The 26,049-nt window shown below is 74.7% G+C and carries 25 protein-coding genes and 3 tRNA genes; 17 read left to right on the top strand and 11 right to left on the bottom strand.

The window, feature by feature from the left end; translation table 11 throughout:
* Nucleotides 1-7 precede the first annotated feature (7 nt).
* Entirely contained in the window at nucleotides 8-604 is a 597-nt protein-coding gene (locus AC1WTP_RS09865) for a TetR/AcrR family transcriptional regulator (protein WP_481648907.1), read from the top strand.
* Here the strand turns inward: AC1WTP_RS09865 and AC1WTP_RS09860 are convergent.
* Together AC1WTP_RS09860 and AC1WTP_RS09855 are read right to left on the bottom strand one after the other, a co-directional pair.
* Complete coding sequence (locus AC1WTP_RS09860) at nucleotides 561-1,505, bottom strand: 3-methyladenine DNA glycosylase (protein WP_481648906.1); 945 nt, start codon at nucleotides 1,503-1,505, stop codon at nucleotides 561-563. The two genes, AC1WTP_RS09865 and AC1WTP_RS09860, sit on opposite strands and share 44 nt — an antisense overlap.
* A 34-nt stretch (nucleotides 1,506-1,539) precedes the next feature.
* The gene (locus AC1WTP_RS09855) at nucleotides 1,540-2,850 is read right to left on the bottom strand and encodes a hypothetical protein (RefSeq protein WP_481648905.1); all 1,311 of its coding nucleotides are present in this window, start codon (nucleotides 2,848-2,850) and stop codon (nucleotides 1,540-1,542) included.
* A 160-nt stretch (nucleotides 2,851-3,010) separates the two neighbouring features.
* On the opposite strand from AC1WTP_RS09855, the gene AC1WTP_RS09850 reads away from it, so the two are divergent.
* The 4 genes from AC1WTP_RS09850 to AC1WTP_RS09835 all read left to right on the top strand — a co-directional run bounded on the left by AC1WTP_RS09850 (nucleotide 3,011) and on the right by AC1WTP_RS09835 (nucleotide 4,417).
* Nucleotides 3,011-3,805 (top strand): fumarylacetoacetate hydrolase family protein, encoded by a 795-nt coding sequence (locus AC1WTP_RS09850; RefSeq protein ID WP_481648904.1) that lies wholly within the window; start codon nucleotides 3,011-3,013, stop codon nucleotides 3,803-3,805.
* A 108-nt stretch (nucleotides 3,806-3,913) separates the two neighbouring features.
* Nucleotides 3,914-3,985, top strand: a tRNA-Gln gene (locus AC1WTP_RS09845).
* Between the two features lie 132 nt (nucleotides 3,986-4,117).
* Nucleotides 4,118-4,190: transfer RNA gene (locus AC1WTP_RS09840), tRNA-Glu, on the top strand.
* Between the two features lie 151 nt (nucleotides 4,191-4,341).
* A tRNA-Glu gene (locus tag AC1WTP_RS09835) sits at nucleotides 4,342-4,417 on the top strand.
* A gap of 204 nt (nucleotides 4,418-4,621) precedes the next feature.
* On the opposite strand, the gene AC1WTP_RS09830 is transcribed toward AC1WTP_RS09835, so the two are convergent.
* Nucleotides 4,622-5,308, bottom strand: coding sequence for an IclR family transcriptional regulator (locus AC1WTP_RS09830; protein WP_013284529.1), 687 nt, complete (start codon nucleotides 5,306-5,308; stop codon nucleotides 4,622-4,624).
* A 49-nt stretch (nucleotides 5,309-5,357) separates the two neighbouring features.
* Between AC1WTP_RS09830 and leuC the strand changes: the two genes are divergently transcribed.
* From leuC to AC1WTP_RS09810, 4 genes are all read left to right on the top strand, one after another.
* Nucleotides 5,358-6,809, top strand: coding sequence for a 3-isopropylmalate dehydratase large subunit (leuC, locus tag AC1WTP_RS09825; protein WP_481648903.1), 1,452 nt, complete (start codon nucleotides 5,358-5,360; stop codon nucleotides 6,807-6,809).
* Between the two features lie 15 nt (nucleotides 6,810-6,824).
* Entirely contained in the window at nucleotides 6,825-7,412 is a 588-nt protein-coding gene (leuD, locus tag AC1WTP_RS09820; RefSeq protein WP_481648902.1) for a 3-isopropylmalate dehydratase small subunit, read from the top strand.
* Between the two features lie 173 nt (nucleotides 7,413-7,585).
* Nucleotides 7,586-8,188 (top strand): HU family DNA-binding protein, encoded by a 603-nt coding sequence (locus AC1WTP_RS09815; RefSeq protein ID WP_481648901.1) that lies wholly within the window; start codon nucleotides 7,586-7,588, stop codon nucleotides 8,186-8,188.
* A 179-nt stretch (nucleotides 8,189-8,367) separates the two neighbouring features.
* Nucleotides 8,368-10,317 (top strand): endonuclease/exonuclease/phosphatase family protein, encoded by a 1,950-nt coding sequence (locus AC1WTP_RS09810; RefSeq protein WP_481648900.1) that lies wholly within the window; start codon nucleotides 8,368-8,370, stop codon nucleotides 10,315-10,317.
* Between the two features lie 115 nt (nucleotides 10,318-10,432).
* Here the strand turns inward: AC1WTP_RS09810 and AC1WTP_RS09805 are convergent, their stop codons facing one another.
* The 4 genes from AC1WTP_RS09805 to cofC are packed head-to-tail and all read right to left on the bottom strand — an operon-like array spanning nucleotide 10,433 to nucleotide 14,631.
* The gene (locus tag AC1WTP_RS09805; protein WP_481648899.1) at nucleotides 10,433-11,368 is read right to left on the bottom strand and encodes an NUDIX hydrolase; all 936 of its coding nucleotides are present in this window, start codon (nucleotides 11,366-11,368) and stop codon (nucleotides 10,433-10,435) included.
* Nucleotides 11,369-11,392: 24 nt separating this feature from the next.
* Entirely contained in the window at nucleotides 11,393-13,720 is a 2,328-nt protein-coding gene (locus AC1WTP_RS09800; RefSeq protein WP_481648898.1) for an RNA degradosome polyphosphate kinase, read from the bottom strand.
* Between the two features lie 54 nt (nucleotides 13,721-13,774).
* Nucleotides 13,775-13,972, bottom strand: coding sequence for a cold-shock protein (locus tag AC1WTP_RS09795; RefSeq protein WP_481648897.1), 198 nt, complete (start codon nucleotides 13,970-13,972; stop codon nucleotides 13,775-13,777).
* A gap of 23 nt (nucleotides 13,973-13,995) precedes the next feature.
* Entirely contained in the window at nucleotides 13,996-14,631 is a 636-nt protein-coding gene (cofC, locus tag AC1WTP_RS09790; protein ID WP_481648896.1) for a 2-phospho-L-lactate guanylyltransferase, read from the bottom strand.
* Between the two features lie 127 nt (nucleotides 14,632-14,758).
* On the opposite strand from cofC, the gene AC1WTP_RS09785 reads away from it, so the two are divergent.
* The 6 genes from AC1WTP_RS09785 (at nucleotide 14,759) to AC1WTP_RS09760 (ending at nucleotide 21,180) form a co-directional block, all read left to right on the top strand.
* Nucleotides 14,759-15,499, top strand: a complete 741-nt coding sequence (locus AC1WTP_RS09785; protein ID WP_481648895.1) for a lysophospholipid acyltransferase family protein — start codon at nucleotides 14,759-14,761, stop codon at nucleotides 15,497-15,499.
* A complete protein-coding gene (locus AC1WTP_RS09780; RefSeq protein WP_481648894.1) occupies nucleotides 15,496-16,494 on the top strand; it encodes an NAD(P)H-dependent glycerol-3-phosphate dehydrogenase in 999 nt (332 codons plus the stop codon). Before AC1WTP_RS09785 ends, AC1WTP_RS09780 begins: the two co-directional genes overlap by 4 nt.
* Nucleotides 16,495-16,499: 5 nt before the next feature.
* Nucleotides 16,500-17,615 (top strand): cystathionine gamma-lyase, encoded by a 1,116-nt coding sequence (locus tag AC1WTP_RS09775; protein ID WP_481648893.1) that lies wholly within the window; start codon nucleotides 16,500-16,502, stop codon nucleotides 17,613-17,615.
* 193 nt (nucleotides 17,616-17,808) lie between these two features.
* Nucleotides 17,809-18,594, top strand: coding sequence for a putative protein N(5)-glutamine methyltransferase (locus tag AC1WTP_RS09770; protein ID WP_481648892.1), 786 nt, complete (start codon nucleotides 17,809-17,811; stop codon nucleotides 18,592-18,594).
* A gap of 137 nt (nucleotides 18,595-18,731) precedes the next feature.
* Nucleotides 18,732-19,961: a trypsin-like serine peptidase gene (locus AC1WTP_RS09765; RefSeq protein ID WP_481648891.1), complete on the top strand. Its 1,230-nt coding sequence runs from the start codon at nucleotides 18,732-18,734 to the stop codon at nucleotides 19,959-19,961.
* Between the two features lie 166 nt (nucleotides 19,962-20,127).
* The gene (locus AC1WTP_RS09760; RefSeq protein ID WP_481648890.1) at nucleotides 20,128-21,180 is read left to right on the top strand and encodes an ROK family protein; all 1,053 of its coding nucleotides are present in this window, start codon (nucleotides 20,128-20,130) and stop codon (nucleotides 21,178-21,180) included.
* Nucleotides 21,181-21,231: 51 nt separating this feature from the next.
* Here the strand turns inward: AC1WTP_RS09760 and AC1WTP_RS09755 are convergent, their stop codons facing one another.
* A complete protein-coding gene (locus AC1WTP_RS09755) occupies nucleotides 21,232-21,432 on the bottom strand; it encodes a DUF397 domain-containing protein (RefSeq protein WP_481648889.1) in 201 nt (66 codons plus the stop codon).
* Nucleotides 21,433-21,436: 4 nt separating this feature from the next.
* Entirely contained in the window at nucleotides 21,437-22,282 is an 846-nt protein-coding gene (locus AC1WTP_RS09750) for a helix-turn-helix domain-containing protein (protein ID WP_481648888.1), read from the bottom strand.
* Nucleotides 22,283-22,560: 278 nt separating this feature from the next.
* On the opposite strand from AC1WTP_RS09750, the gene AC1WTP_RS09745 reads away from it, so the two are divergent.
* Complete coding sequence (locus AC1WTP_RS09745; protein WP_481648887.1) at nucleotides 22,561-22,779, top strand: hypothetical protein; 219 nt, start codon at nucleotides 22,561-22,563, stop codon at nucleotides 22,777-22,779.
* A 51-nt stretch (nucleotides 22,780-22,830) separates the two neighbouring features.
* Here the strand turns inward: AC1WTP_RS09745 and AC1WTP_RS09740 are convergent, their stop codons facing one another.
* Nucleotides 22,831-24,096 (bottom strand): ATP-binding protein, encoded by a 1,266-nt coding sequence (locus tag AC1WTP_RS09740; protein WP_481648886.1) that lies wholly within the window; start codon nucleotides 24,094-24,096, stop codon nucleotides 22,831-22,833.
* Nucleotides 24,097-24,306: 210 nt separating this feature from the next.
* Between AC1WTP_RS09740 and AC1WTP_RS09735 the strand changes: the two genes are divergently transcribed.
* On the top strand, nucleotides 24,307-25,407 hold the full coding sequence (locus AC1WTP_RS09735; protein WP_481648885.1) for a D-alanine--D-alanine ligase family protein: 1,101 nt from the start codon (nucleotides 24,307-24,309) through the stop codon (nucleotides 25,405-25,407).
* A gap of 20 nt (nucleotides 25,408-25,427) precedes the next feature.
* Here AC1WTP_RS09735 and AC1WTP_RS09730 read toward each other — a convergent pair whose 3' ends face one another.
* Nucleotides 25,428-26,048, bottom strand: coding sequence for a DUF3515 family protein (locus AC1WTP_RS09730; RefSeq protein WP_481649017.1), 621 nt, complete (start codon nucleotides 26,046-26,048; stop codon nucleotides 25,428-25,430).
* Between the last annotated feature and the right edge of the window lies 1 nt (nucleotide 26,049).

Here is a 26,049-nt window from a genome sequence, read left to right as displayed (position 1 = left end):
TGTGCTGATGACCGACCCGTCGATCCTCACCGCCGAGCGCATCCTCGACACGGCCGAGGAGGTGCTGCGCCGGTTCGGCCCGGCCAAGGCGACCGTGCTGGACGTCGCCCGGGCGCTCGGGGTCAGCCACGGCAGCGTCTACCGGCACTTCCCGAGCAAGGCCGCGCTGCGCGACGCGGTGGCCGAACGGTGGCTGGCCCGGGTCTCCACCCCGCTGGTCGCGGTGGCCACCGCCGACGACCCCGCCCCGGCCCGGCTGCGCCGCTGGCTGGCCGAGCTGAGTGGCACCAAGCGTCGGATCGCCCGCGAGGACCCGGAGCTGTTCGACAACTTCCAGCAGTTGGCCACCCAGTCCCGCACGGTCGTCGGGAGACACCTGGACGAGCTGGCCGGGCAGCTCGCGACCGTCGTCGCCGACGGGGTGGCGGCCGGCGAGTTCGCCGTCGCCGACCCCGCCCTGGCCGCCCGGGCCCTGCTCCAGGCCACCGCGCGGTTCCACCACCCGGCCCACGTCGCCGACTGGGCCGAACCGGACCTCGACGACGACTTCGACGCGGTGGTCACCCTCCTGCTGGACGGCCTGCGCGCCCGCCCGGCCGGTTGACCTCCGCGCTGGTCCGGCCGGGCTCCGCTCGCTGGTCCGGTACGGCCGCGAGCAGCCGCTCCCGCAGCCGCGCGGCCCGCTCGGCGAAACCGCGCTGGGCTGCCACGTACTCGGCCCGCCCCTCCGCGGTCTCCACCCGCACCGGCGGGTAGCCGAGCGCGGCGAGGTCGTACGGGCTGGCCCGCATGTCCAGGGCGCGGATCTCCCGGGCCAGCGCGAAGCAGTCCGCGACCAGCTCCGACGGCACCAGCGGGGAGAGCTTGTACGCCCACTTGTAGAGATCCATGTTGGCGTGCAGGCAGCCCGGCTGCTCGTTGGCGTGCTGGGTCTCCCGGGCCGGGGTGAGCAGGTTCAGCGGCCGGGCCGGCGTGGTGAAGAACCGGTACGCGTCGAAGTGGCTGCACCGGATCCGGTTCGCCTCCACCGTCCGCGCGGTCTGCTCGGGGCTCAGCCGCAGCGGCCACGCGTTGTGCCGTACCTCCGCCTGGGTCTGCCGGTAGACCATCGCCCACTCGTGCATGCCGAAGCAGCCGAGGTGCGCCGGCCGGCCGGCGGTCGCCGCGAGCAGCGAGCGGATCCAGTCGACCGAGTCGGCCCGGCGGGCGCGTACCGCGGCGGTGTCGAGGGTGACCCCGGCGGCGGTGGCGCGGTAGTCCCGGCCGAACTCGGCCGGGTCCGCGTCCCGCAGCACCACCCCGGCACCGGGGTGCCAGCGGCGCAGCTGAGCCGGCCGGTGCGAGTAGTAGGTGAAGAGGAAGTCCTCCACCGGGTGCTTTTCCCCGCGGCGGCGCCGGGCCAGGTGCGGGGTGAGCCAGGCGTCGACCCGCTCCTCGTGCGCCCGCCGCCGGGCCTGCCAGTCCGCGGCGTCGAGCGCGGCGGCGGGGGCGAGGGCGGCGGTCACGGACCCCAGGGTACGACCGCCGCCCGCCGGCCGGTCAGGGCACGTCCACCCGCACCCCGGCGGAGAAGACCCCGCTGCGCAGCTCCAACTGGGTCGGCGGTTTCCAGCCGGCCACGGTGAAGACCAGCGGCAGCACCATCCGGGTGCCCGGTGCCATCGGCTGGGCGAAGACGTCCCGGCCCTGGTTGGCCGCCCGGGTGGCCAGCTCGTCGGTGCTGACGAAGTTGCCGTCCGGCAGGTACGCCCGTTGCAGCCGGCCGTGCCAGCTCTGTTGCTCCGGGGTGAGGTTGCGGACGCCCACGGTGGCCTGGCACCGCCGGCCGCCCACCCCGGGGTCGCAGGCGATGCGGTAGACGGTGAACTCGAAGGCCGACTCGCGCAGCGGCACGCCGACCGGGCCGTTCACCCCGCGGCCGATCCACGCCCCGCTGGTCGGCTGGCTGTCGGTGTCGACCGCGGCGACCCGCTGGGTGGCCGTCCAGCCGGCCGCGCCGATCGTGCCGGCCAGCACCGCCGCGGCCACCCCGACCAGCAGCCACACCGGCGGCGTGCGGCGCCGCTCCGGCGGCCGTGGCGCGGCCGGTCGCGGGTACACGGTGCCCGGCCCGTCGGTGGCCAGCGCCGCGGCCACCGGCCGCCGCCGGCGGCGCCAGGCCCAGAGCACGCCGCCGGCGGCGAGCAGCAGCACGGCGACCAGTCCCGCCAGCACCACGGGTGGCCGGCGCCACACCGGTGCCTCGGTCACCTCGGCGGCCGGCACCGGCGCGGCGTTCCAGGTCGCCGTCGCGCAGTCGTACGGTCGGCCGCCGTCACCGGCGAAGGCGCAGGCCGGTGCGGTCAGCGGGCGGCCCGGCGCGGCGATGGTGAGCGCCGTGCCGAGGGTGGTGGTGCTCTTCGCCGGCAACCGCAGCCGCCAGGTCACCTCGGTGGCCGCCGACTGCCCCGCGCGGGTGGCCCGGCCACCGGGGGAGATGGCGGTCGCCGAGGAGCCCGCCGGCAGCTCCTGCCGGACGGTGGTGTCCACCGGCGCGTTGGCGGTGTTGCGCACCTGGATCCGGTAGCGCGGCGCCGGCGTGCTCTCCGGCGCCACCGCCACGGTGACGGGTGACGGGGCCGGTGGCGGCGCGGCCCGGGTCGGGGTCGGCACCGCCGGTGGCGCGGAGGGCATCGCCGGTGCGGCCGCCTCCGGGGCCGCCGCCGGTCGCGGCTGGGTGGCCGCCACCGGCCGGGGCTGCGCGGCCGTGGCCTCCGGGGCCGACGGGTGCAGTGCCGGCAGGGCGGCGAGGACGCCGAGGCAGTGGACGAACACTGCGAGGGCTCTGTGGTGTCGTGTCGATGCAGGCATACGAACGAACCTCCGCAGCCGACGCTAGGGGCGGCCGGACGTCGTGCGGGTACGAAGCGTGGAATAACGCCCCGACGGCCGGCGGAACGGGTATCGTGCCCCGCCGTGCCCCGGTTCCGCCTCGCCGGTCGTGGCGCCGGCCGGGGGATAGATTGGCCTGGTGCGTATCGCTCGTTTCGCTCATGCCAAGGGAATGTCGTTCGGGGTCGTCGAGGGGGAGCCGGGGGCCGGCCTCACGATCGCCGAGATCGAGGGCCACCCGTTCGGCCAGCTCACCTTCAGCGGCGCCCGCTGGGCGCTCTCCGACGTCCGGCTGCTCTCGCCGATCCTGCCCAGCAAGGTGGTGTGTGTCGGGCGCAACTACGCCGAGCACGCCGCCGAGCACGGCAGCGAGGTGCCGAAGGAGCCGTTGCTCTTCCTCAAGCCGTCCACCTCGGTGATCGGCCCCCGGGACGCGATCCGGCTGCCGATCTTCTCCAAGCAGGTCGAGCACGAGGCGGAGCTGGCCGTGGTGATCGGCGCGCCGGGTGCCCGCCGGGCCGACCGGGCCGCCGCGGAGCGGGCCATCTTCGGCTACACCTGCGCCAACGACATCACCGCCCGGGACCTGCAGCGCTCCGACGGCCAGTGGACCCGGGCCAAGGGCTTTGACTCGTTCTGCCCGATCGGGCCTTGGATCACCACCGGGCTGGACGTCAGCGACCTGGAGATCCGGTGCGAGGTGGGGCGCGGCCCGGAGGAGATGGAGGTCCGGCAGCTGGGCCGCACCCGGGACATGGTCTTCGACGTGCCGGCGCTGGTGTCGTACATCTCGCACGTGATGACGCTGCTGCCCGGGGACGTGGTGCTGACCGGCACGCCGGCGGGGGTTAGCCCGCTCACCGACGGGGATACGGTCACCGTGCGGATCGAGGGCATCGGCGAGCTCACCAACCCGGTGGTGCCCGTCGCCTGAACCGCATCGAGAGCCCGTTTCCGCAGCTCAAGGGCGGTTTCGGGGGGCTCGATTTGGCCTGCCGGCACCGGGAGGGTAAAGTTTGTCCCCGGCGCCGCAAGGGGCCAATGGGGTATGGGGTAATTGGCAGCCCGACTGATTCTGGTTCAGTTAGTCTAGGTTCGAGTCCTGGTACCCCAGCAAACCGGTGTTCGTGAGAATGTCGGTCGCTGGATTCTGCTGGAGTCCACGCCCGTCCCCGCAAGGGGTCGGGCGGGTCTCTGATAGGGTTCAGCGGCGCCGCTCGCAGGAGCGGCGAGGGAAGAAGGTTCTGGCCCCGTCGTCTAGCGGCCCAGGACGCCGCCCTCTCAAGGCGGTAGCGCCGGTTCGAATCCGGTCGGGGCTACATCCGGGTGCGGCCCGTCTCGTTTCGGCGAGGCGGGCCGTTCCGCTTCTGCGGGGTCTACCCGCCCCGACCCGGTCCACACCCGGTGCGGGGACGCCGCTACACTACAGCGGCAGCCGCCCGGCAGGGCGGTGAAAGCAGGAAAGTGCCTGGCCCCGTCGTCTAGCGGCCCAGGACGCCGCCCTCTCAAGGCGGTAGCGCCGGTTCGAATCCGGTCGGGGCTACCACGACGGCCCGCCTCGCTCCCGCCAGGCGGGCCGTTCCCGTTCCCCCCGCCGGCTCCCGCGCCTCCCCGCTCCCGCGCCGTTGATCATGAGTTTGCGTCAGAAACCGCCGCCCGGATCCTGACGCAAACCTCATGATCAACCGGGTGGGCGGGGGTCGAGCCGGGTGGGGTCGGGGCCGGGTTGGGCCGGGTCGGGTGGGGTGGGTTAGAGGCCGGAGAGGCGTTGGCCGGCGCGGACGACGGCCATGGCGTGGCGTTCGCCGGGGCGGCGGCCGAGGCGCTCGATCGGGCCGGAGATGCTGATCGCGGCGATCACCCGGCCGGTGCGGTCGCGGATCGGGGCGGAGACGCTCGCCACACCCGCCTCCCGCTCGGCGACGCTCTGCGCCCAGCCGCGCCGACGGACCTCGGCCAGCGTGCGGCCGGTGAACTTCGACCGGGGCAGCAGCGGCATCACCGCCTCCGGCGGCTCCCAGGCGAGCAGGATCTGCGCCGCCGACCCGGCGGTCATCGGCAGCACCGAGCCGACCGGCACCGTGTCCCGCAGGCCGCTGGCCCGCTCGGCGGCGGCCACGCAGATCCGCTCGTCGGCGCGGCGCAGGTAGAGCTGGGCGCTCTCGCCGGTGGCGTCGCGCAGCGCGGCCAGCAGTGGCTCGGCCGCGGTCAGCAGCACGTCCGGGGCGGCGTTCGCCAGCTCGCCCAGGCGCGGGCCGGGCCGCCAGCGGCCCTGGGTGTCCCGGACCAGCATCCGGTGGATCTCCAGTGCCTGCGCCAGCCGGTGCGCGGTGGCTCGCGGCAGCTTGGTGCGTTCAACGAGTTCGGCCAGGCTGGCGCCGTCGACGCAGGCGGCCAGGATGACCACCGCCTTGTCGAGAACGCCGACACCGCTCATACTGTGTCCCACAAGCCGAAATTTACCTCCCAGAATTTAGGATGTCCAGATGGTGGGAGTCACTCCCGAGCCGGCGCCCAGGACCCTGGCCGAGAAGGTCTGGGACGCGCACGTCGTACGGTCTGCCGAGGGCGAGCCGGATCTGCTCTTCATCGACCTGCACCTGCTGCACGAGGTGACCAGCCCGCAGGCGTTCGACGGACTGCGGCTCGCCGGCCGCCGGGTGCGCCGCACCGATCTCACGATCGCGACCGAGGACCACAACACCCCGACCGGGTACGCCGAGCCGGCGTTCCGGGAGCGGCGCGGCGACCTGCTCACCATCGCCGACCCGACCTCGCGCACCCAGATCGAGACGCTGCGCCGCAACTGCGCCGAGTTCGGCATCCGGCTGCACCCGCTGGGCGACGACAACCAGGGCATCGTGCACGTGATCGGCCCCCAGCTCGGCCTCACCCAGCCGGGCATGACCATCGTCTGCGGCGACTCGCACACCGCCACCCACGGCGCGTTCGGTGCGCTCGCCTTCGGCATCGGCACCAGCGAGGTCGAGCACGTGCTGGCCACCCAGACGTTGCCGCAGTCCCGCCCGAAGACGATGGCGGTCAACGTCACCGGGCAACTCGGCCCGGGCGTCACCGCGAAGGACCTGGTGCTCGCCCTGATCGCCCAGGTGGGCACCGGGGGCGGGCGCGGCCACATCGTGGAGTACCGCGGCGAGGCGATCCGGTCGCTGTCCATGGAGGGCCGGATGACCATCGCCAACATGTCCATCGAGTGGGGCGCCAAGGCCGGCATGATCGCGCCGGACGAGACCACCTTCGCGTACCTCAAGGGGCGGCCGAACGCCCCGCGCGGCGCCGACTGGGACGCGGCGCTGGCCTGGTGGCGGACGCTGCCCACCGACGAGGGGGCGAGCTTCGACGCCGAGGTGACCCTGGACGCCAGCCTGGTCACCCCGTTCGTGACCTGGGGCACCAACCCGGGCCAGGGTGCGCCGCTGGGCGCGTCGGTGCCCGACCCGCAGGAGTTCGCCACCGACAGCGAGCGGGCCGCCGCCCGGCGGGCCCTGGAGTACATGGACCTGCGTCCCGGCACGTCGCTGCGCGAGCTGCCGATCGACGTGGTCTTCGTCGGCTCCTGCACCAACGGCCGGCTGGAGGACCTGCGGGCCGCCGCCGACGTGCTGCGCGGGCACCGGGTCGCCGACGGCGTCCGGATGCTGGTGGTGCCGGGCTCCGCCGCGGTCCGCGAGGCGGCCGAGGCGGAGGGGCTGGACAAGGTCTTCACCGACGCCGGCGCCGAGTGGCGCTTCGCCGGCTGCTCGATGTGTCTGGGCATGAACCCGGACACCCTCCGGCCCGGCCAGCGCTGCGCCTCGACCTCCAACCGCAACTTCGAGGGGCGGCAGGGCCGGGGCGGACGCACCCACCTGGTCTCCCCGCCGGTCGCCGCCGCCACCGCCGTGGTGGGCCGGCTGGCCGCTCCCGCCGATCTGTAGAAGGGCACACCGCAGATGGAGAGGTTCACCACCCACACCGGCACCGCCGTGCCGCTGCGCCGGTCCAACGTGGACACCGACCAGATCATTCCGGCCGTGTACCTCAAGCGGGTGACCCGGACCGGATTCGCCGACGGCTTGTTCAACGCCTGGCGGGAAGATCCGGAATTCGTGCTGAACGATGCCGCGTATTCCGGGGCGTCGATTCTCGTGGCCGGTCCGGAGTTCGGCACCGGGTCCTCCCGCGAGCACGCCGTCTGGGCGCTGCGCGACTGGGGGTTCCGGGCCGTGATCTCCCCGCGCTTCGGCGACATCTTCCGTGGCAACGCGCTCAAGGAAGGTCTGCTCCCGGTCGAGCTGGAATTGAAAGCGGTCGAAGAGATCTGGACTCTGGTCGAGGCCGATCCGGCCGCCGCGGTCACCGTCGACCTGGCCGCCCGCGAGGTCCGCGCCGGGGGCTCCACCTGGTCGTTCCCGCTGGACGACTTCAGCCGCTGGCGGCTGATGGAGGGCTTGGACGACATTGGACTCACCCTCCGGCAGGAGGCGGAGATCAGCGCTTTCGAGACCCGCCGGCCGGCGTTCCTGCCGACCGTCGGATAGCCGTACGCCCCACCGGGGCATCGGTTTCCGCCCCCACCGGTCCCGCCGGTGGGGGCGAATCCGTTGCGACACAAGGGCTTTTTTCCACCGAATGTTTGTGTCCCGGCAGCACAGGGCATACCGTGCGCGCAGAATGGCTCGCGTCGAGTCAGTTGCACAATCGGGAGGAAGTCGTGAACAAGGCCGAGCTCATCGAGGCGCTCGCCGTTCGCCTGGGGGACCGGAAGACGGCGACGGCCGCGCTCGACGCGGTCCTCGCTGAGGTCCAGGCGGCGGTAACCAAGGGCGAGAAGGTGGCCATCACCGGGTTCGGAGCGTTCGAAAAGCGCGTCCGGGGCGCGCGAACAGCGCGCAACCCCCGTACCGGTGAGGCGGTGAAGGTCAAGAAGACATCCGTGCCGACCTTCCGGCCGGGCGCCGGGTTCAAGGAGATGGTGGCCAGCGGCAAGGTGCCGAAGGCCACGGCCGCGGCGAAGAAGACCACCGCGGCCGCCGCCAAGACCACCGGCGCCAAGGCCACCGGCGCGAAGGCGACCGGGGCCAAGGCGACCGCGGCGGGCAAGAAGGCCGCCGCGGCGAAGAAGACCGCCCCGGCCACCAAGGCCGCCGCGGCGAAGAAGACCGCCACCACCAAGAAGACCGCCCCGGCGAAGAAGAGCGCCGCGGCGACCAAGACGGCCGCGGCGAAGAAGACCGCCACGGCCAGCAAGAGCGCGGCGGCCAAGAAGGCGCCGGCGAAGAAGTCCCCGGCCAAGAAGGCAGCGACCCGCCGCTGACCCGGTCCGTACCCGAGGGGCGTCCACCGTCGTGGTGGGCGCCCCTCGGCGTTCCGGTGCGCTCCGAGGGGCTGATCCGGGGCGCTGACGCGGGAACCGGGTGACGTTGACCCGGACCGGCCGGGCACGGACAATCGCCGTGCCGACCCACCCCCGCCGGTCACGAGAAGAGGGCGCCGGTGCGCAACCGCCACCTCACCACCGCCGCGCTCGCCCTGGGCCTCGTCCTCCTCACCGACGTGCTGCGGGTCTGGCTCCCGTCGATCATCACCATCTTCGGGCAGGCGGCGTCCACCCCGGCGGAGCTGATGGGCGCCTTCGCGCTCGGCTGGTTCCTGCTCGCCCTGGCCGTGCCGGCGCTGGTCCGGCGGCTCGGCGCCCGGCCGGTCACCCTCGCCGCGGCGGTGCTGCTGGCCGGGACCCGGCTGGTCCTCACCGCCGCGCCGGGCGGCCGGGCCCAGCTCTGGCTGGCCACCGCCGGCCTGCTCGCCGGTCTGCTGTGGCTGGCCGGCGCCGCCGCCGGCACGCCCCGGCCGCTGCCCGGTCTGGCCCTGGGACTGGCCCTCGGCGCGGTCGGGCACGCCCTGCTCGACACGTACGACCTGGTCTGGTGGGGGCGGTGGGAGGCCTGGCTGGTCAGCGGCGCGCTGGTCGTGCTCTTCCTGGCCGCGGCGTCCCTGCGCCGCCCGTCGACCGGGTCGTCCGCACCGGACGCGGCGGCCGGTGGGGCCCGCGCCTGGCTGCTGGCCGGCCCGGGACTGCTGCTGGCCGGCATGGTGGCGCTCTCCCCGGCGCTCGCCGGGACGGCGATGTCCTACTTCCACGGCCCGGGCGGCGCGATCGCCGAACCACCGCCGCTGGGCCTGGCGCTGGCCGCTGCGGCGGTGGGGCTCTTCGTGCTCGCCGCGCTGGCACCGGTGCGGCGCTGGTGGCCGGTCGCGCCCGTGGCCCTGGTGCTCGGCGCGCTGCTCTTCGCCCTCGACCGGCCGGCGCTGCTCGCCCCGGCCGTCCTGCTGACCGCCGCCGGTCTCGGCGGTTGCCTGGCCCGCACCGACGCGCCCGCACCCGCCGCCGGGGCGCCACCGGCCGAGGAGGCCATCTCCGCCGCCACGCCCGCGGATGTCGCCGGCGGGCGGCGTGGCCGTCCGGACGTCCGGCGGGGATACGCCGCCGTCACCGGGATGCTGGTCTTCGCGATCGCCGCGGTCGGCTACTACGCCGCCTACGACCTCGGCTACCCCAACGGCTGGGCGCCGGTCGCCGTCGCCGTGCTGGTCGCCGGGGTGGCGTGGACCGCCCCGGCCCCGGCGCACCGCCCGCCGGCGGCGCTGCCGCCGGCCCGGACGGCCGCCCTGCTCGCCGGGGTGACCCTGCTCGCCGCGTGGGGGCACGGGCCGTGGCTGGCGTCGGGCAACCGGCCGGGCCCGCCGGAGACGGTCCGGGTGGTGGCCTACAACGTGCGGATGGGTTTCGGCCTGGACGGGCGGTTCGACCTGGACGGCCTGGCCGGGGTCGTGCGCGCCGAGTTGCCGGACGTGGTGGTGCTCAGCGAGGTGGACCGGGCCTGGCTGCTCAACGGCGGCCACGACACGCTCACCCTGCTGGCGAAGCGGCTCGGCATGCCGTACGTCTTCGCGCCGGCCGCCGACCCGGTCTGGGGCGACGCGGTGCTCAGCCGCTGGCCGACCACCGCGCCCCGCACCCTGGCGCTGCCGGCGGTCGGGGCGCCCACCGGGGCGCAGGCCCTCGCGGTCGGCCTCGACCTCGGCGGCGGCGTCCGGCTCGCGGTGGTGAGCACCCACCTGCAACCGCCGCCCGGTCGGGGGCCGGTGGTGCAGGCCCGCGCGGTCGCCGGGTTCGCCACCGGGTACGCGGCCGGCCGCCCGCTGGTGGTGGCCGGCGACCTGAACACCGAACCGGGCGAGGACGCCTTCGCCGAGTTCACCCGCGCCGGCCTGGTCGACGCGCTGGCCGCGGCCCGCCCGCTGGCCACCAGCCCGGCCGACGATCCGCGCCAGCAGATCGACCACGTCCTCGTCTCGCCGGGCCTCGCCGCCGCCGACGCCGTGGCGCCGCGCAGCGAGGCCAGCGACCACCTGCCGGTCGCGGTGACGCTCACCCTGCCCTGACCCGGGCCGGCGGCGCTGCGGGCCGCAGCGGCGCCCTGGACCCCGGCGACGCACCGGCCGGTGGCGGCGCCGGGGACGGCGGCGGCGTCCCCGGGTCGGCCGGGCCGGCGCCGGCTCAGAGGCGGTCGGCGGCGAGCAGGCGGTCGCCGGCGAACGCCAGCAGCCAGCCGCCGCCCTTCGGCGTGGTGAAGTCGTCCGTACGCCCGGTGAGCCGGGCCAGCGCACTCGGGATCACCTTGCCCTGGCTGCACACCGCCACCGGCCCGCCGGCGGCGGCCAGCTCGACCAGCCGGGCGGCGGCGGCCAGCGCGCACTCGTCGGGCTGCTGCCCCGGCCGCGGCTCGTCCAGGTCGCCGACCACCTCGATGGGCAGGTCGAGTTCCGCCGCGGACGGGTCGAGGGTCTGCACGCACCGGCGCGCCGAGGCCGACACCAGCCGTGCCGGCCGCACCAGCGCCACCAGCGGGACGAGCGCGTGCGCCTGCGACCAGCCGCGGGCGTCCAGCGGCCGGCCGGTGTCCGGCCCGGACCAGGTGCCCCGCTCGCCGGCGTGGGCGTGCCGGACCAGCGCCATCGTTCCGGTGACCGTCGGCAGCGCGGCGAACGCGGCCAGCACCTCCGCGTCGTGCGGGTAGCTGACCAGCCGGATCGCCTCGTCGACGCCGAGCCAGCGCACCTCGTCGACCTCGGTGCCGGGCTCGAAGCCCCCGTCGGCCACGGCCCGCATCGACCAGTAGTCGACCACCTTCGGCCGGCCCTCGCTGCGGTAACGCACGGTGGGCAGCCGCACCTGCGGCACGGCCCGGACGTCGGTCTCCTCCGCCACCTCGCGGACGGCGGCCACCAACGGGCGCTCCCCCGGCTCCAGCTTGCCCTTGGGCAGCGACCAGTCGCCGTACCGGGGGCGGTGCACCAGGCAGACCGCCGGGCCGTCCGGGCCACCCGACGGGCGCCAGACCACCCCGCCGGCGGCCCGGATCCCCGTTCCGTCCCCGGGGTCGTCGGCCGGCCCGCTCCGGCTCACGCCGGTCGAACCCGGTTCATCCAGCATCTGGTCAGCCTATGCGGGCCGCGGTCAGCCCGCGGTGCCGCCGACCCGATGCAGCAGGAGTTCCTGCAGGTGGGTCAGGGGCCCGTCCGGGGTGTCGGTCCGCCGGGTCCAGCTGCCGTCCGCGGCCAGCTCGAACGCGCCCACCTCCGGGCTCATCGCGGCGGTCAGCACCTGGTCCAGCTCGGCCCGGGCGACCGGGTCGCTCACCCGCACCAGCGCCTCCACCCGGCGGTCCAGGTTGCGGTGCATCAGGTCGGCCGAGCCGATCCAGAACTCGGTGTTGCCGTTGTTGCCGAACCGGAAGATCCGGGAGTGCTCCAGGAACCGGCCGAGGATCGAGCGGACCCGGATGTTCTCCGACAGCCCCGGCACCCCCGGCCGCAGCGTGCACATGCCCCGGATCAGCAGGTCCACGTGCACGCCGGCCCGCGACGCCCGGTAGAGCGCGTCGGTGATCTCCTCGTCGACCAGCGCGTTCACCTTGAACTGCACCAGGCCGGGCATGCCGAGCCGGACGTGCGCGATCTCCCGTTCGATCCGCTCGATCAGCCCGCTGCGGATGCCCTGCGGGGCCACCAGCAGCCGCCGGTACCCGGTCTGCCGGCTGTAGCCGGTGAGCACGTTGAACAGGTCGGTGAGGTCGGCGCCGATCTCGGGGTCGGCGGTGAGCATGCCGAAGTCCTCGTAGAGCCGGGCGGTCTTCGGGTGGTAGTTGCCGGTGCCGATGTGGCAGTAGCGGCGGATCTGGTTGCCCTCCTGGCGTACCACCAGGGCGGTCTTGCAGTGCGTCTTCAGTCCGACCAGGCCGTAGACGACGTGGCAGCCGGCGCGCTCCAGGGTGCGGGCCCAGCCGATGTTGGCCACCTCGTCGAAGCGCGCCTTCAGCTCCACCAGCACCACCACCTGCTTGCCGGCGGCCGCCGCGTCGACCAGCGCGTCCACGATCGGCGAGTCGCCGCTGGTGCGGTAGAGGGTCTGCTTGATGGCCAGCACGTCCGGGTCGGCCGCGGCCTGCTCGATGAAGCGCTGCACGCTGGTGGCGAACGAGTGGTACGGGTGGTGCACCAGCACGTCCCCGTCCCGCAGCGTGGCGAAGACGCTGCGCGGCACCTCGCCCTCGGTCAGTCGGGGATGGGTGGCCGGCACGAACGGCGGGTCCTTCAGGTCCGGCCGGTCGGTCTCGTTGTAGAGCTGCCAGAGCGCGGAGAGGTCGAGCAGCCCCGGTACCCGCAGCACGTCCTGGTCGGCCATGTCCAGCTCCCGGACCAGCAGGTCCAGCATGTGCTCGGAGATCGAGGCGGCCACCTCCAGCCGCACCGGCGGGCCGAACCGCCGCCGGGCCAGTTCCCGCTCCAGCGCCTGGAGCAGGTCCTCGTCACGATCCTCGTCCACCTCCACCTCGGCGTTGCGGGTGACCCGGAACAGGTGGCACTCCACCACCTGCATGCCGGAGAAGAGCTGCCCCAGGTGCACCGAGATCAGGTCCTCCACCGGCAGCATCCGCATGCCCGGCTGGTCGCGGCGCACGCGGACGAACCGGGGCACGTTGTTCGGCACCTTCACCCGCGCGAAGAGCTCCGAGCCGCCGTCCGGATCGCGGACCGCCACCGCCAGGTTCAGCGACCGTCCGGAGATGTACGGGAACGGGTGCGCCGGGTCGACCGCGAGCGGGGTCAGCACCGGGAAGATCTGCTCCCGGAAGTACGCCCGCAGCCGCTCCCGCTCGGCGTCGTCCAGGTCGGCCCAGCGCAGGATCCGGATGTCCTCGGCGGCCAGCTTCGGCAGCACGTCCTCGACGAAACAGCCGGCGTGCCGGGCGACCAGCGTCGCGGACTTCTCGGCGACCAGCTCCAGCTGGGTGCGCAGCGGCATCCGGTCGCCGCCGCGTACCGGCAGGCCGGCCTGGAGCCGCCGCTTCAGCCCGGCCACCCGCACCATGTAGAACTCGTCCAGGTTGCTGGCGAAGATGGCCAGGAACTTGGCCCGCTCCAGCAGCGGCGTGCGGGCGTCCTCGGCCAGCGCCAGCACCCGGGCGTTGAAGTCGAGCCAGGACAGCTCCCGGTTGAAGAAGCGGTCCTCGGGCAGCGGTTGCGGGGCGGGCGCCTCCTCGTCGGGTGGGACCGGTGCCGGTCGACCGACCTCCGGGTCGAGCACCTCCTCCAGCCCGGCCGAGGCGGCCCCGGCGTCGGTGCCGGGCGCGTCCGCCGGGGCGTCGGCGCCGGCGTGCGCGGCCTCGGCGGGGCCGGTGGGCCGGAAGCGGCCGTCGGCGCCCCGGGGGCGGGTGCCGTTGCGGGGGGCGGCCGGGTCGACGGCGTGCGGTGGGCGGGCGGGGTGCTCGCGAGGGGTGCTCACCCGCTCATAATCACCCGACCCGGGTTAACGCAAAATGAACTTGGCGCGGTCGGGTCAGGCCATCGTCGGCAACGTCACCCGGACGACCTCACCCGCGGCGTCCCGGTCGATCCGCACCCGCTGGCCGAGGCGGAGCAGCCGCAGCCCGGAGGCGTCGAACGCCCGGGCCGGGAAGGCCAGCTCGGTGCCGTCGTCGAGGAGCAGCACGCCGCCGCGGGTCGCCGCGTCGAAGGTGGCCACCGTGCCCTGCATGCCAGCACCGTACACCGGGTGGGTCAGGCCGGGCAGCGGGCCGCGGCGAGCGCCGCCGTGCGCGGCCCCAGCCCGAGCCGGGCCGCCGCCGCCAGGTCGTCCGCGGTGTCCACGTCCCGGCGCAGGCTCGGCCAGCTCCCGGTCAGCGGCAGCGCCCCGCTCGCCGCGTGCGCGGCGGCCGAGCCGACCCCGAACCGGGGGTCCAGCGGTACGCCCGGCGGCGCGGCGAGCAGCACCGTGCCGCCGCCCGGGGCGTCGGCCACGAACCGGCGTACCCCCGGCGGGCCGGCGCAGACCGCGCGCAGCGCCTCGGCCAGCTCGGCCGGGCGCAGCGCGGGCAGGTCGGCGGTGAGCCCGGCCACCCACCCGCCGGCGGCGGCGGACGCGCCGTGCCGGAACGCGGCGTTGAGCCCGGCGCCCGGCCGGTCCGGCAGCACCCGGGCGCCGGCGTCGCGGGCCGTCCGGGCCACCCGGGCGTCGTCGGTGACCACCAGGACCTCGGCCACCGCCGGGCAGGCCCGCACCGCGGCGACGGTGTCGGCCGCCAGGGCCAGCGCCAGCTCCTCGTGCGGTACGCCCGCCAGCGCGCCGCGCAGCCGGCTCTTCGCGGCGGCCAGGCGCTTCACCGGCACCACCACGGTCCAGGTCGGCTGACTCACACCGCAATCCTGCCAGCCGGGCGGCGGTACCCTCACTGGCCGTACCGAGGGCGACCAGGCATGATTTCCGCGGCGGGCGTCACCGGTGGGGTCCGGTGCGCAGGTCGGGGCGGCAGGAGGAGGCGCAGTGGGACGGCGGAGGCTGGGGTTCTGGCAACGGTTCGCCGTGGTGCTGGTCAAGCCGGTGATGACCGTCTGGACCCGGCGTACCTGGCGGGGCATGGAGCACCTCCGCCGCGACGGCGGGGTGATCATCGTGCCGAACCACCTCTCGCACGCCGACCCGCTGGTCTCCGCGCACTTCATCTACGACTCCGGACGCTGGCCGCAGTACCTCGGCAAGGCCAGCGTGTTCCGGGTCCCGGTGATCGGCTGGATCCTGCACCGCTGCAAGCAGATCCCGGTCGAGCGGGGCACGGTCGACGCGGTGAAGTCGCTGGACGCCCTGATCGCCGCGCTCGCCGAGGGCGGCGCGGTGGTGATCTACCCGGAGGGCACCACCACCCGGGAACCCGACCTGTGGCCGATGAAGGGCAAGACCGGCGCGGCCCGGCTGGCGCTGGCCACCGGCGCCCCGGTGGTCCCGGTCGCCATGTGGGGCCCGGAACGGATCTTCGACCCGCGGACCAAGCGGCTGAGCCTGCGGCCCCGCATCCCGGTGACCGTGGCGGCCGGCCCGCCGGTGGATTTGAGCGCCTGGGCGGGCGCCACCCCGACCCGGGCCACCCTGGAGGAGATGAGCGACGCCATCATGCTGCGGCTGCGGGACCTGCTCGCCGAGATCCGCGGCGGCACTCCGCCACCGTTGTGGGAACGGCCGGCCCGGCCCGCCCGGCGGCACGAGCAGCGGCCGGAGGCGGCGGCGTGAGCGGGCACGTGGCGGTGCTGGGGGCCGGCTCGTGGGGGACGGCGTTCGCCAAGATCCTCGCCGATGCCGGCCGGGACGTCACCATCTGGGCCCGCCGGCAGCCGGTCGCCGACACCATCCGCGCCGAGCGGCGCAACCCGGAGTACCTGCCGGACCTGGTCCTGCCGCCGGGGGTGACCGCGACCGGGGACGCCGTCGAGGCGATCACCGGCGCCGAACTGGTGGTGCTGGCGGTGCCCTCGCAGACGCTGCGGGGCAACCTCGCCGGCTGGGCCGGGCACCTGCACCCGGACGCCACCCTGGTCTCCCTGATGAAGGGCATCGAGCTGGGCACCACCCGGCGGATGAGCGAGGTGATCGTGGAGACCGCCGGAGTGGCGGCGGACCGGGTGGTGGTCGTCTCCGGTCCCAACCTGGCTCCGGAGATCGCCGCCGAGCAGCCGGCCGCCACCGTGGTCGCCGGCACCGACCCGGGCCGGGCCACGCTGGTGCAACGCTCCATCACCACGCCCTACTTCCGGCCCTACACCAACGACGACGTGATCGGCTGCGAACTGGGCGGCGCGGTCAAGAACGTGATCGCCCTGGCGTACGGCATCGCCACCGCGATGGGGTTCGGCGACAACACCCGGGCGATGCTGGTCACCCGGGGGCTGGCCGAGACGGCCCGGCTCGGGGTGGCCCTCGGCGCCGACCCGCTGACCTTCGCCGGCCTGGCCGGGATGGGCGACCTGGTCGCCTCCTGCTCGTCGCCGCTGGCCCGCAACCGCACCTTCGGCGAGCACCTCGGTCGGGGCGCGACCCTGGAGGAGGCCCGGGTGGCGACCCGGCAGACCGCCGAGGGGGTCAAGAGCGCGCTGGCCATCCGCGACCTGGCCCGGGCGCACGGGGTGGAGATGCCGATCACCGAGCAGGTCGAACTGGTCTGCCACGAGGGGGTCGACCCCCGGCTGGCGGTGGACGCCCTGATGAGCCGCACCACCAAGCCGGAGTGAGGGACATGACCGACCACCACGACGGCACCCGCTGCGTGCACGCCGGCCTGCCCGAGCCGGCACCGGGGCAGCCGTTCCTGCCCGGGCCGGTCTTCGCCGCGCCGTACCACCTCGACCCGTGGCAGGGCCCCGCGGCGGCGCCGAACGGGTACGGCCGCCCGGACAACCCGACCCGGCGGCTGCTGGAGGCGGCGATCGGGGAACTGGAGGGGGGAGACTGCCGGGTCTTCGCCAGCGGGCAGGCCGCGATCACCGGGCTGCTGCTGGCGGTGCTGCGGCCGGGGGACACCGTGCTGCTCCCCGCCGACGGCTACTTCCCGGTGCGGGCGTTCGCCACCGGCACCCTCGAGGAGCTGGGCGTGCGGGTGCGGTTCGTGCCGACCGCCGGCCCCTACCCGTCCCTCGACGGCGTCCGCCTGGTGCTGGTCGAGACCCCGGCCAACCCGGGCCTGGACGTGGTCGACGTGCCCGCACTGGCCGACCGGGCGCACGCCGCCGGCGCGCTGCTGGCGGTGGACAACACCACCGCCACCCCGCTCGGGCAGCGCCCGCTCGACCTCGGCGCCGACCTGGTGGTGGCCTCCGGCACCAAGGCCCTGACCGGCCACTCCGATCTGCTGCTCGGCTACCTGGCCAGCCGGTCGGCCGACCTGATCGAGAAGATCACCGGCTGGCGGACCACCACCGGGGCGGTGCCCGGCGCGTTCGACGCCTGGCTGGCGCACCGCTCGCTGGCCACCCTGGACCTGCGGCTGGCCCGGCAGACCGCGAACGCCGAGGCGCTCGCCCGGCTGCTCGCCGGCCGTCCGGAGGTGACCGGGCTGCGCTGGCCCGGGTTGCCGGGCGACCCGGCGTATCCGGTGGCCGCGGCGCAGATGCGCCGGATGCCGGGGGTGCTCTCCTTCGACCTCGGGGACGCCGACCGGGTGGCCCGGTTCCTCGACGCCGCCCGGCTGGTCGCCGCGGCCACCTCCTTCGGCGGCCTGCATACCAGCGCCGACCGGCGGGCCCAGTGGGGCGACGACACCGCGCCCGGCTTCGTCCGGCTCTCCTGCGGGGTGGAGGACACCGTGGACCTGGTCGCCGACGTCACCGCCGCGCTCGACGCCAGCCGCGACTGACGCCAGGCCGGACGCCGGGCGCCGGGGTGGCACCGGTTCCGCTATCGTGAGCGGCGGCCACGGCCCGCCCGGGCCCCGACCGGAGGAGGTGAGACCGATCCATCAGCGAAGGACCGGCGCTCCCTCCGCGTCCGCGTCGCCCACCTGCTAGGCGATGCCGGGAGCGCCGACGAGCGTTCCGAAAGGCATGCCCATGGCACCGTCACATCCCCACCTTCCCGCTCTCATCGCCCGGCTGCGCGCCGCCGGTTGCGTCTACGCCGAGGACGAGGCAGCCCTGCTCATCGCCGCCGCCGACTCGCCGGCGGCACTGGCTGACCTGGTCGAACGTCGGGTCGCCGGGCTGCCGCTGGAGCACCTGCTCGGTTGGGCCGAGTTCCACGGCCTGCGGGTCGCCGTCGACCCCGGCGTGTTCGTGCCGCGCGGGCGGACCGCCCTGCTGGTGGACGCCGCCGTCGCGGTGACCGGTCCGGCGGCCGCCGTGGTCGACCTCTGCTGCGGCTCCGGCGCCACCACCCTGGCGCTGGCGCACCGGCTCGCGCCGCGCTGGCTCGCCGGCACCGACATCGACCCGGCGGCCGTGGCCTGCGCGCGGCGCAACCTCGCCGACACCGGCGTCGAGGTGTACCAGGGCGACCTGTTCACTCCGGTCCCGCCCGAGTGGCGGGGGCGGCTGGACCTGGTGGTGGCCAACGCACCCTACGTGCCGACGGCGGCGGTGGCGCTGATGCCGCCCGAGGCGCGGCTGCACGAGGCGCCGGTGGCGCTGGACGGCGGGCCGGACGGCCTGGCCGTGCTGCGCCGGGTGGCCGAGGGCGCCGTCGACTGGCTGGCCCCCGGTGGGCACCTCGCGGTGGAGACCAGCGCCGCGCAGGCGGACGGGCTGTGCGCGGCGCTCTCCGCCGCCGGTCTGGTCCCGACGGTGGTGCGGGACGACGACCTGGAGGCCACCGCGGTCACCGCCCGCCGCCCCGCCTGACGCCGCGCTCCGCCCGTCAGCCGCCGCCCAGCCGGTGCGGTGCATAGCACCACATAGATAATCTTGTATGTATCTATTGCTTCGTGTATGAAGGCCGCAAGGGCGGTGCAGGGCCGCCTCCTTGGGGAGGAGCGACGATGAACCATTCCCGACTCCGCATGCGAACGGCGGCGGTCGTACTCGCCGCCTGCGCGCTCGGGCTGACCCTGGTGTCGGCGCCCGCCGTCGCGGCGGACCCGGATCAGCCCCTGGCACCACAGTCCGAGCGGGCTCCCGAGTCGGAACAGTTCTCCGCGGAGGGCGTCACCACGGTCGGTGAACTGCGCACGGTCGACAGTTCACTGTCCTACGCCCGGAACGGCCGCACGCAGATCATCCGGCACCCCGGTGCGACGTACGTGAAGGTGCACTTCAGCTCACTGCGGCTGGCCCACGGCGACTACGTCACCGTGTCCAGCCCGGACGGCCGGGAGAGCTACCGGTACGACCGCTCCCTGAACCGGGCGACCGGCTCGGACTACACCACCGACGGGCAGCCGGGCTTCTGGGCGATGTCCGTGGACGGCGACACCGCGGTGGTGAAGCTGCACAGCAGCCGCCGGTCGGGCGGCGAGGCCGCGACCATAGACCGGCTCTGGCGCGGGTACGACGGCGCGGAGATCACCCAGCACAACTTCACCACGCAGTCCGTCTGCAGCACGGACGCCCGCCGCGACGTGGTCTGCTACCAGAGCAGCCACCCCACCGAATTCGCCCGGGGCAATGCCGTGGCCCGGCTGCTGATCAGCGGTGGCGGGATGTGCACCACCTGGCGGGTCGGCAACACCAACCGGATGCTGACCAACAAGCACTGTTTTTCGACGCAGTCCGCCGTCAGTGGTAGCGAGATGCAGTTCAACTACCAGTGCGCGACCTGCGGCGGCAACAACCCGGGCGCCGGCACCAAGGTCAGCGGTGCCACCCTGTACAAGGTGAGCGCCGGCGGTTCCAGCCAGCTGGACTACACCTTGTACTCGGTCAACAACTTCGCCAGCATCCAGGGGTTCGGCACGCTGTACCTGGCGACGACCGCCACCACCACCGGCACCCGGATGTACATCCCCGGGCACGGCGACGGCAGGCCGAAGCGGCTGTCGATCTACGAGGACACCCAGGGCGGCGCGCTGTGCACCGTGAAGAACGCCAACTACAACACCTACAACATCAGCTACAGCTGTGACACCTCGGGCGGCAACTCGGGCTCTCCGGTGCTCAACGGCAGTCATCGCGTGATCGCCCTGCACCACCTCGGCGGCTGTCCGTCGAACCAGGGCGCCAAGGCCCACCTGATCTACAACGAGATCGCCAGCCTGATCGACAACGGCTGACGGACGGCACCGGCCGCCGGAGCGCGACGCGCTCCGGCGGTTGTCGGTGTCCGGCCCCCACCGGCACCGGCTCGAGTCCTCCACCGGTGGTGCGGACGCGGGCATGGCGGAGCCGGGCGACGGGAACTAGCCTTCCGGCAGGTCACCACGACGGGAGGCGGGTGCGGTGGGCAGCGTGGACGTGCCGGTGGTCGTCGGCCTGGACAACGGCGGCACCAGCAACAACGCCACGGTGCTCACCGTGGACGGCCGGTTCCTGGTGGACGGGCTGGTGGAGATCCCCAGCGAGGTGCTGGCCGGCCCGGAGGCGGCGATCGAGGCGCTGGCCCGCGCGTTCGACGGGGTGCTGGCGTTGACCGGGGTGCCGCGCGGGCTGGTGCGCGCGGTCGGCCTGGACACCCCCGGCCCGGCCAGCGCCACCGGGGTCATCTCCTCCCGGGGCTCGACGAACTTCTCCCAGCCGGCCTGGCGCGGCTTCGACGTGCGCGGCGCGCTGGAGCAACGGCTCGGGCTGCCGGTGGTCTACCACAACGACGGGAACGCGGCCGCGCTCTACGCCCACCACGCGCACTTCGGCGGCGAGGCGATGCGGCGCTCGTCCGTCTCGGCGATCGTCGGCACCGGCCTGGGCGGCGGCGTGGTGGAGAACGGGCGGGTGGTGGCCGGCGCCGCCGGGATGGCGGGCGAACTGGGGCACGTGCACATCCCGCTCACCGGCCTGCTCGCCCCGGACCAGCCCGTGCCGACCTGTGCCTGCGGCTTCGCCGGGGACGTGGAGAGCGTCGCCTCGCTGACCGGGATCGTCCGCAACCTGCTGCCGTACTGGCTGACCCGGTATCCCGGGCATCCGCTCGCGGCCGAGCCGCCGGCCCGGGCGGCGAAGCTGGTACGCGGCTACGGGGAGCGGGGCGACGCGCTGGCCCGGGAGATCTTCACCCAGCAGGCGACGGCACTCGGCCGGCTCTTCACCGTGGCGGCGAACTTCACCGACCCGCACGCGTACTTCGTCGGGGGCGGCGTGGTGGAGGCGGAGCCGGAGTTCCGGGACTGGTTCCTGGCGACCGTACGCGAGCACACCGTGCTGCGCGCGGAGCAGGCGGCGGTGGCCACCTTCGCCCTGGTGCCCGAGCGTGACATGGCCGGTGCCCGGGGCGTGGCGATCGCGGCGCTGGAGGCGCTGCGCGCCGAGCCGGCCCCGGGGCCGCTGGTCGCCGGCTGAGCCGGCGGGCCGACCGGGCGGCGCCGCCGGAGGCCCGGCGTGCCGGCGCGGTCAGCGCCGCGGCGGCGCCGTGGCGAAGGCCGCCCAGGCCGTGGGCGGAAAGAGCAGGGCCGGTCCGGCCGGGTCCTTGGAGTCGCGGACGGCCACCGTGCCGGGGATCACCGCCACCTCCACGCAGGCCCCCTCGTCGCCGCTGTGGCTGCTCTTGCGCCACCCGGCCGAGGCCAGCGCCGCGCTGATCGTCGGGGTCATGATCCTACCGTCCCTTCAGGAGTTGGACGAGCTGGTCGCGGCTGTCCGCCGGGCTGAGCGCGACGGTCCGCAGGTGCTCCATGATCTTGGTGCAGGTACGCAGGTCGCCGGGCCGGTCCAGGACCATCTGCCCGGCGACCGTCTCCACCGACGCGATGATCGGATCCTCCGGGTCGGCGAACTCCAGGATGTGCAGCGAGCCCCGGGTGCCCCGGTGGTAGCCGGCGGCCAGCGGGATCACCTGGACGGTGATGTTGGGCAGCTCGGCCATCTTCAGCAGGTGCCGCAACTGCCCCTCCATCACGCCGCGGTCGCCCACCGGCCGGAGCAGCGCGCCCTCGTCGATGATCGCGTCGAGGATCGGCGGTTCGTCGGCGGTGAGCCGCTGCTGGCGGTCGAGGCGTAGCTGGACCCGCTGCTCCACCTGGTCGTCGCCGAGGGTGTGCGGCCCGCCCCGCATCACGCCGCGGATGTAGTCGGCGGTCTGCAGCAGCCCGGGCACCACCGAGGGCTCGAAGTTGGCGATCCCGGTCGCCTCGGCCTCCAGCGCGATGAAGTCGATGGTGCGCCGGTCCAGCAGGTACGAGTAGGACACCCACCAGCCCGGCTTGCGGGCGTCCTTGGCCAGCTGCACGGCCGCCGCCACCTCGTCGGGGGCGACCCCGTAGAGGGTGAGCAGGGCGCGCACGGTGGCCGGACTGACCAGGGTCTGGGCGTTCTCGTAGCGGGAGAGGGTGCTGCGGGTGCTGTTGATCTCGTCGGCCGCCGCCTCCAGGGTGAGCCCGGCGGCCTCCCGGTGGGTGCGCAGGGCGATGCCGAGCCGGCGGGCGCGCGCGGTCTTGGGGGCCATGCATCGATGGTCGCACACGTATCGGGAATTAGTACATGAGAGAACGCCGATGAGAGTTGCATTCATGGCTGTAGAGGTGTCAATCTGTCATCGCGTCCTCACCGCCGGTTGTCGTGGCGACGGCGGCGGTGAGCGACCGGAGGGGATGGGGCGCGCGGCGGTCGGGTTTCTCCCCCGTACCCGATCGCCGCGTGCCACGCCACCGGGCCGGCACACCGGAAGGGACTCGACGTGCGTACTGGTCAGCAGGATCCCGCCGAGCGCGCCGGCGGCCGGCGATGACCCGGTTCCTGGTGGTGCTCACCGACGTCCGCCCGATCGACGGCAGCTGGCGCAACGAGCGGACCTGCCCCGAGCGGCGCCGCCAGGTGGTCGGCGCGAGCAGCCGGGAGGCGGCCGACCGGATCGCCGGCGCGTTCATGGCGCTGGGCATGGTGCGGGCCGGCCGGCAGCGGGTCAAGGTGATCGCCATCGGCCGGCGGCACGCGGGCGGTTGAGGCCCGGCCCGGCGGGCGGCGCGGCCCGGCGCCCCGCCGGGCCGTCCCGGCTCAGAGCAGCTTGCGCCGCTTCAGGTACGCCACCAGGTCGTCGTAGACGCCGCCCTCGTTGGCGAACATGGCCACGTTGCGGGCGGTGGCCATCCACGGCCGGGTCGACGGCCGGACCTCCTTCAACGCCCGCTCCAGGTCCCGCTGCTCGATCATCCGCACCTCGCCGGTGCGCACCGAGTCGGCCATCGCGAACTCGGCCGCCGTCTCGCAGAGGTGGGCCAGGTCGGCGCCGGAGAAGTCCTCGGTCGCCGCGACCACCTTGCGCAGGTCGATCCCGGCGATCGGCCGGTCCCGGAGGTGGTACTCGAGGATCGCCCGCCGCGCCTCGGCGTCCGGCGGGAGCACCAGCACCACCCGGTCGAGCCGGCCCGGGCGGCGCAGCGCCGGGTCCACGTCCCACGGGGTGTTCGTGGCGGCCAGCACGAAGACGCCCTCGTTGTTGCCCTCCATCCCGTCCAGCTCGGCCAGCAGCTGGTTGCCCAGCGTCCGCATCGAGCTGGAGCTGACCTGGGAGCGCTTGTGGCCGAGCGCGTCGATCTCGTCGAGGAAGAGCACGCAGGGCGCGTTGCGGCGGGCGGCCTCGAACAGCTCGTGCAGGTTGCGCTCGGAGTTGCCCATCCACATGTCGAGCACGTCCACGATGGACAACGAGATGAACTTGGCGCCCATCTCACCGGCCACCGCCCGGGCCAGGAAGGTCTTGCCGCAGCCGGGCGGCCCGTAGAGCATCAGCCCGCCGCGCAGGCTCTTGCCGTACATCTTGCGCAGTTGCGGGTTGCGCAGCGGGCCGAGGAAGGCCAGCTCCAGCCGCTCCTTCACGGCCGCCATGCCGCCCACGTCGGCCAGCCGGATCCCCGAGGTCTCCACGTCGTACACCCGGTCGGCCTCGCCGGCCACCGGCTCGGGCTCGTCGCCGGCCCGGGCGAAGCGCGGCGGCACGAGGTCGGCCAGTTCCTGCTCGTAGGCGGCGAGCGGGTCCGACCCGTCGGCCGCGGGCGGCGCGTCCGGCCCGGCCGGCGCGGGTCGCTGCGCGGGCGGAGCCGCCGGCGGCGGGGGTACGGAGCCGGCCAGCGCCCGCTGCATCAGCGCCTGCGCCTCGCCGTTGCCCGGATCCCGGGCGAGCGCCTGCCCGATCTGCGCGATCGCCTCACCGGCCCGGCCGGCGTCGAGCAGCAGCGCGGCCAGGTGCAGTCGGAGCGGCAGGTCGTCCGGGCGGGCGTCGAGGGCCGCCGAGAGCGAGTCGATGAGGGGATCAGGGCTCATAGGACGAGCAGCGTAGTGGGCGTGGCACCGGGCCCGCGCACCCTCATCCCGCCGGCGACCGGCCACCCGGTTACGCACCGTAAATCACGCGGTGACCGATTGCCGCACCCCGCCGCCTCTCCCCGGGTATCGGCATCGGTTCCCCGCCACGCACAGTAAGGTCAAGCGGGTGAGCGCCAGCCCGCAGTCGCGTACGGAGAGGTGACCGGAGTGAGCACCCCAGGCAAGACCCGCGTGGCGATCGTCTTCGGCGGCCGCAGCCCGGAGCACGGCATCTCCTGCGTCAGCGCGGGCAGCGTGCTCGGCGCGCTCGACCCGGACGAGTTCGAGGTGGTCCCGGTCGGCATCACCCGGGCCGGGCAGTGGGTGCTGACCAACGGCGACCCGGCGCAGCTCGGGATCAACTCGCGCCGGCTGCCGGAGATCACCGCCGAGTCCGGCACCGACATCGTGCTGCGCGCCGACCCGACCGGCAACGGGCTGATGGTGCTCGACCCCACCGAGGGCCCCCGGGCGCTGGCCGACGTGGACGTGGTCTTCCCGGTGCTGCACGGCGCGTACGGCGAGGACGGCACCATCCAGGGAATGCTGGAGATGGCCGGCATCCCGTACGTCGGGGCGAACGTCTTCGCCTCCGCCGCCGCGATGGACAAGGAGTTCACCAAGAAGCTCTGCGCCGTCGAGGGCATCCCGGTCGGCCCGTACGCGGTGCTGCGCAACGGGATGACCCTGAGCGAGGAGGACAAGCAGCGCCTCGGCCTGCCGGTCTTCGTCAAGCCCTCCCGGGCGGGGTCGTCGTTCGGCATCACCAAGGTCGACGACTGGGCCGACCTGGACGCGGCCGTCGCCACGGCCCGCCAGATCGACCCGAAGGTGCTCGTCGAGGGGGCGGTCGTCGGCCGCGAGATCGAGTGCGGCGTGCTGGAGGGCGAGGCGGGCGGGGCGCCGGAGGCGTCCGTGCTCGCCGAGGTGCGGGTGGTCGCCGACCACGACTGGTACGACTTCGAGGCCAAGTACCTCGACGACGCCTGCGAGTACGACATCCCGGCCGGCCTGCCCGACCGGGTGACCCGGCAGGTCCAGGAGTACGCGGTGCGCGCGTTCACCGCGCTGGACTGCGCCGGGCTGGCCCGGGTCGACTTCTTCGTCACCCCGGAGCTGGACGTCTACCTCAACGAGATCAACACGATGCCGGGCTTCACGCCGACGTCGATGTTCCCGCGGATGTGGGCCGCCTCCGGCCTGGAGTACCCGAAGCTGGTCGACCGCCTCATCCGCACCGCCCTCACCCGCGGCGTCGGCCTGCACTGACCCGCCGGCGCGGCGGGGTGTCAGCCCCGGCAGCCGGCGGGGGCGTCGCCGCCGGAGGGGACCGAGGCGACCACCGTGTCGGAGATCGGGGCGACCCACTGCAACGGCTGCTCGTAGGCGCGCGGCACCCGGACGGTCACCGCGGTCTCCCGGTCGAGCGTGGTGAGCACGGTGGCGTCGCTCTCCTCGCTGGCGTGCCAGCAGACCTTGTTGACCAGCCAGATGTCGGCGGTGGCCGGCACGGCGGGCTCGGCGCCGCCACAGGCCACGGTCAGCGCCGGGTCGCCGTACGCGGCGTTCTGCTCCGGGCCGGCGGTGACCGGACGCTGCTGGAGGTCGCGGACGGTCGCCGGGAGCTGGGAGAGCAGGGCGCGGCACACCGTCGCCGGGCGCTCGGCCAGCGCCGGGGCGGCCATCTCGACCGGCGCGGTGGACTGGGCGCGGGCGGTCGTCGCCGACGGGCTCGGCGACGCGGCCGGCTCGTTTGGGGAGAGCTGGGCGAAGGCGAGGGCGGCCACCAGCACGGTCACCGGCAGCGCGACCAGCGTCGCGATCAGCGCGGCGCGGCGGTTGGTCCCGTCCGGCGCCGTGGCCGCGGGCCGGTCCGCCCGACCGGCCTCCGGGCGGGGGGAATCAGTGATC

Source organism: Micromonospora sp. R311 (genome assembly GCF_056780015.1).
Note: the sequence above shows the minus strand (reverse complement) of the source record. Positions and strands in the feature narration are given on the sequence as shown.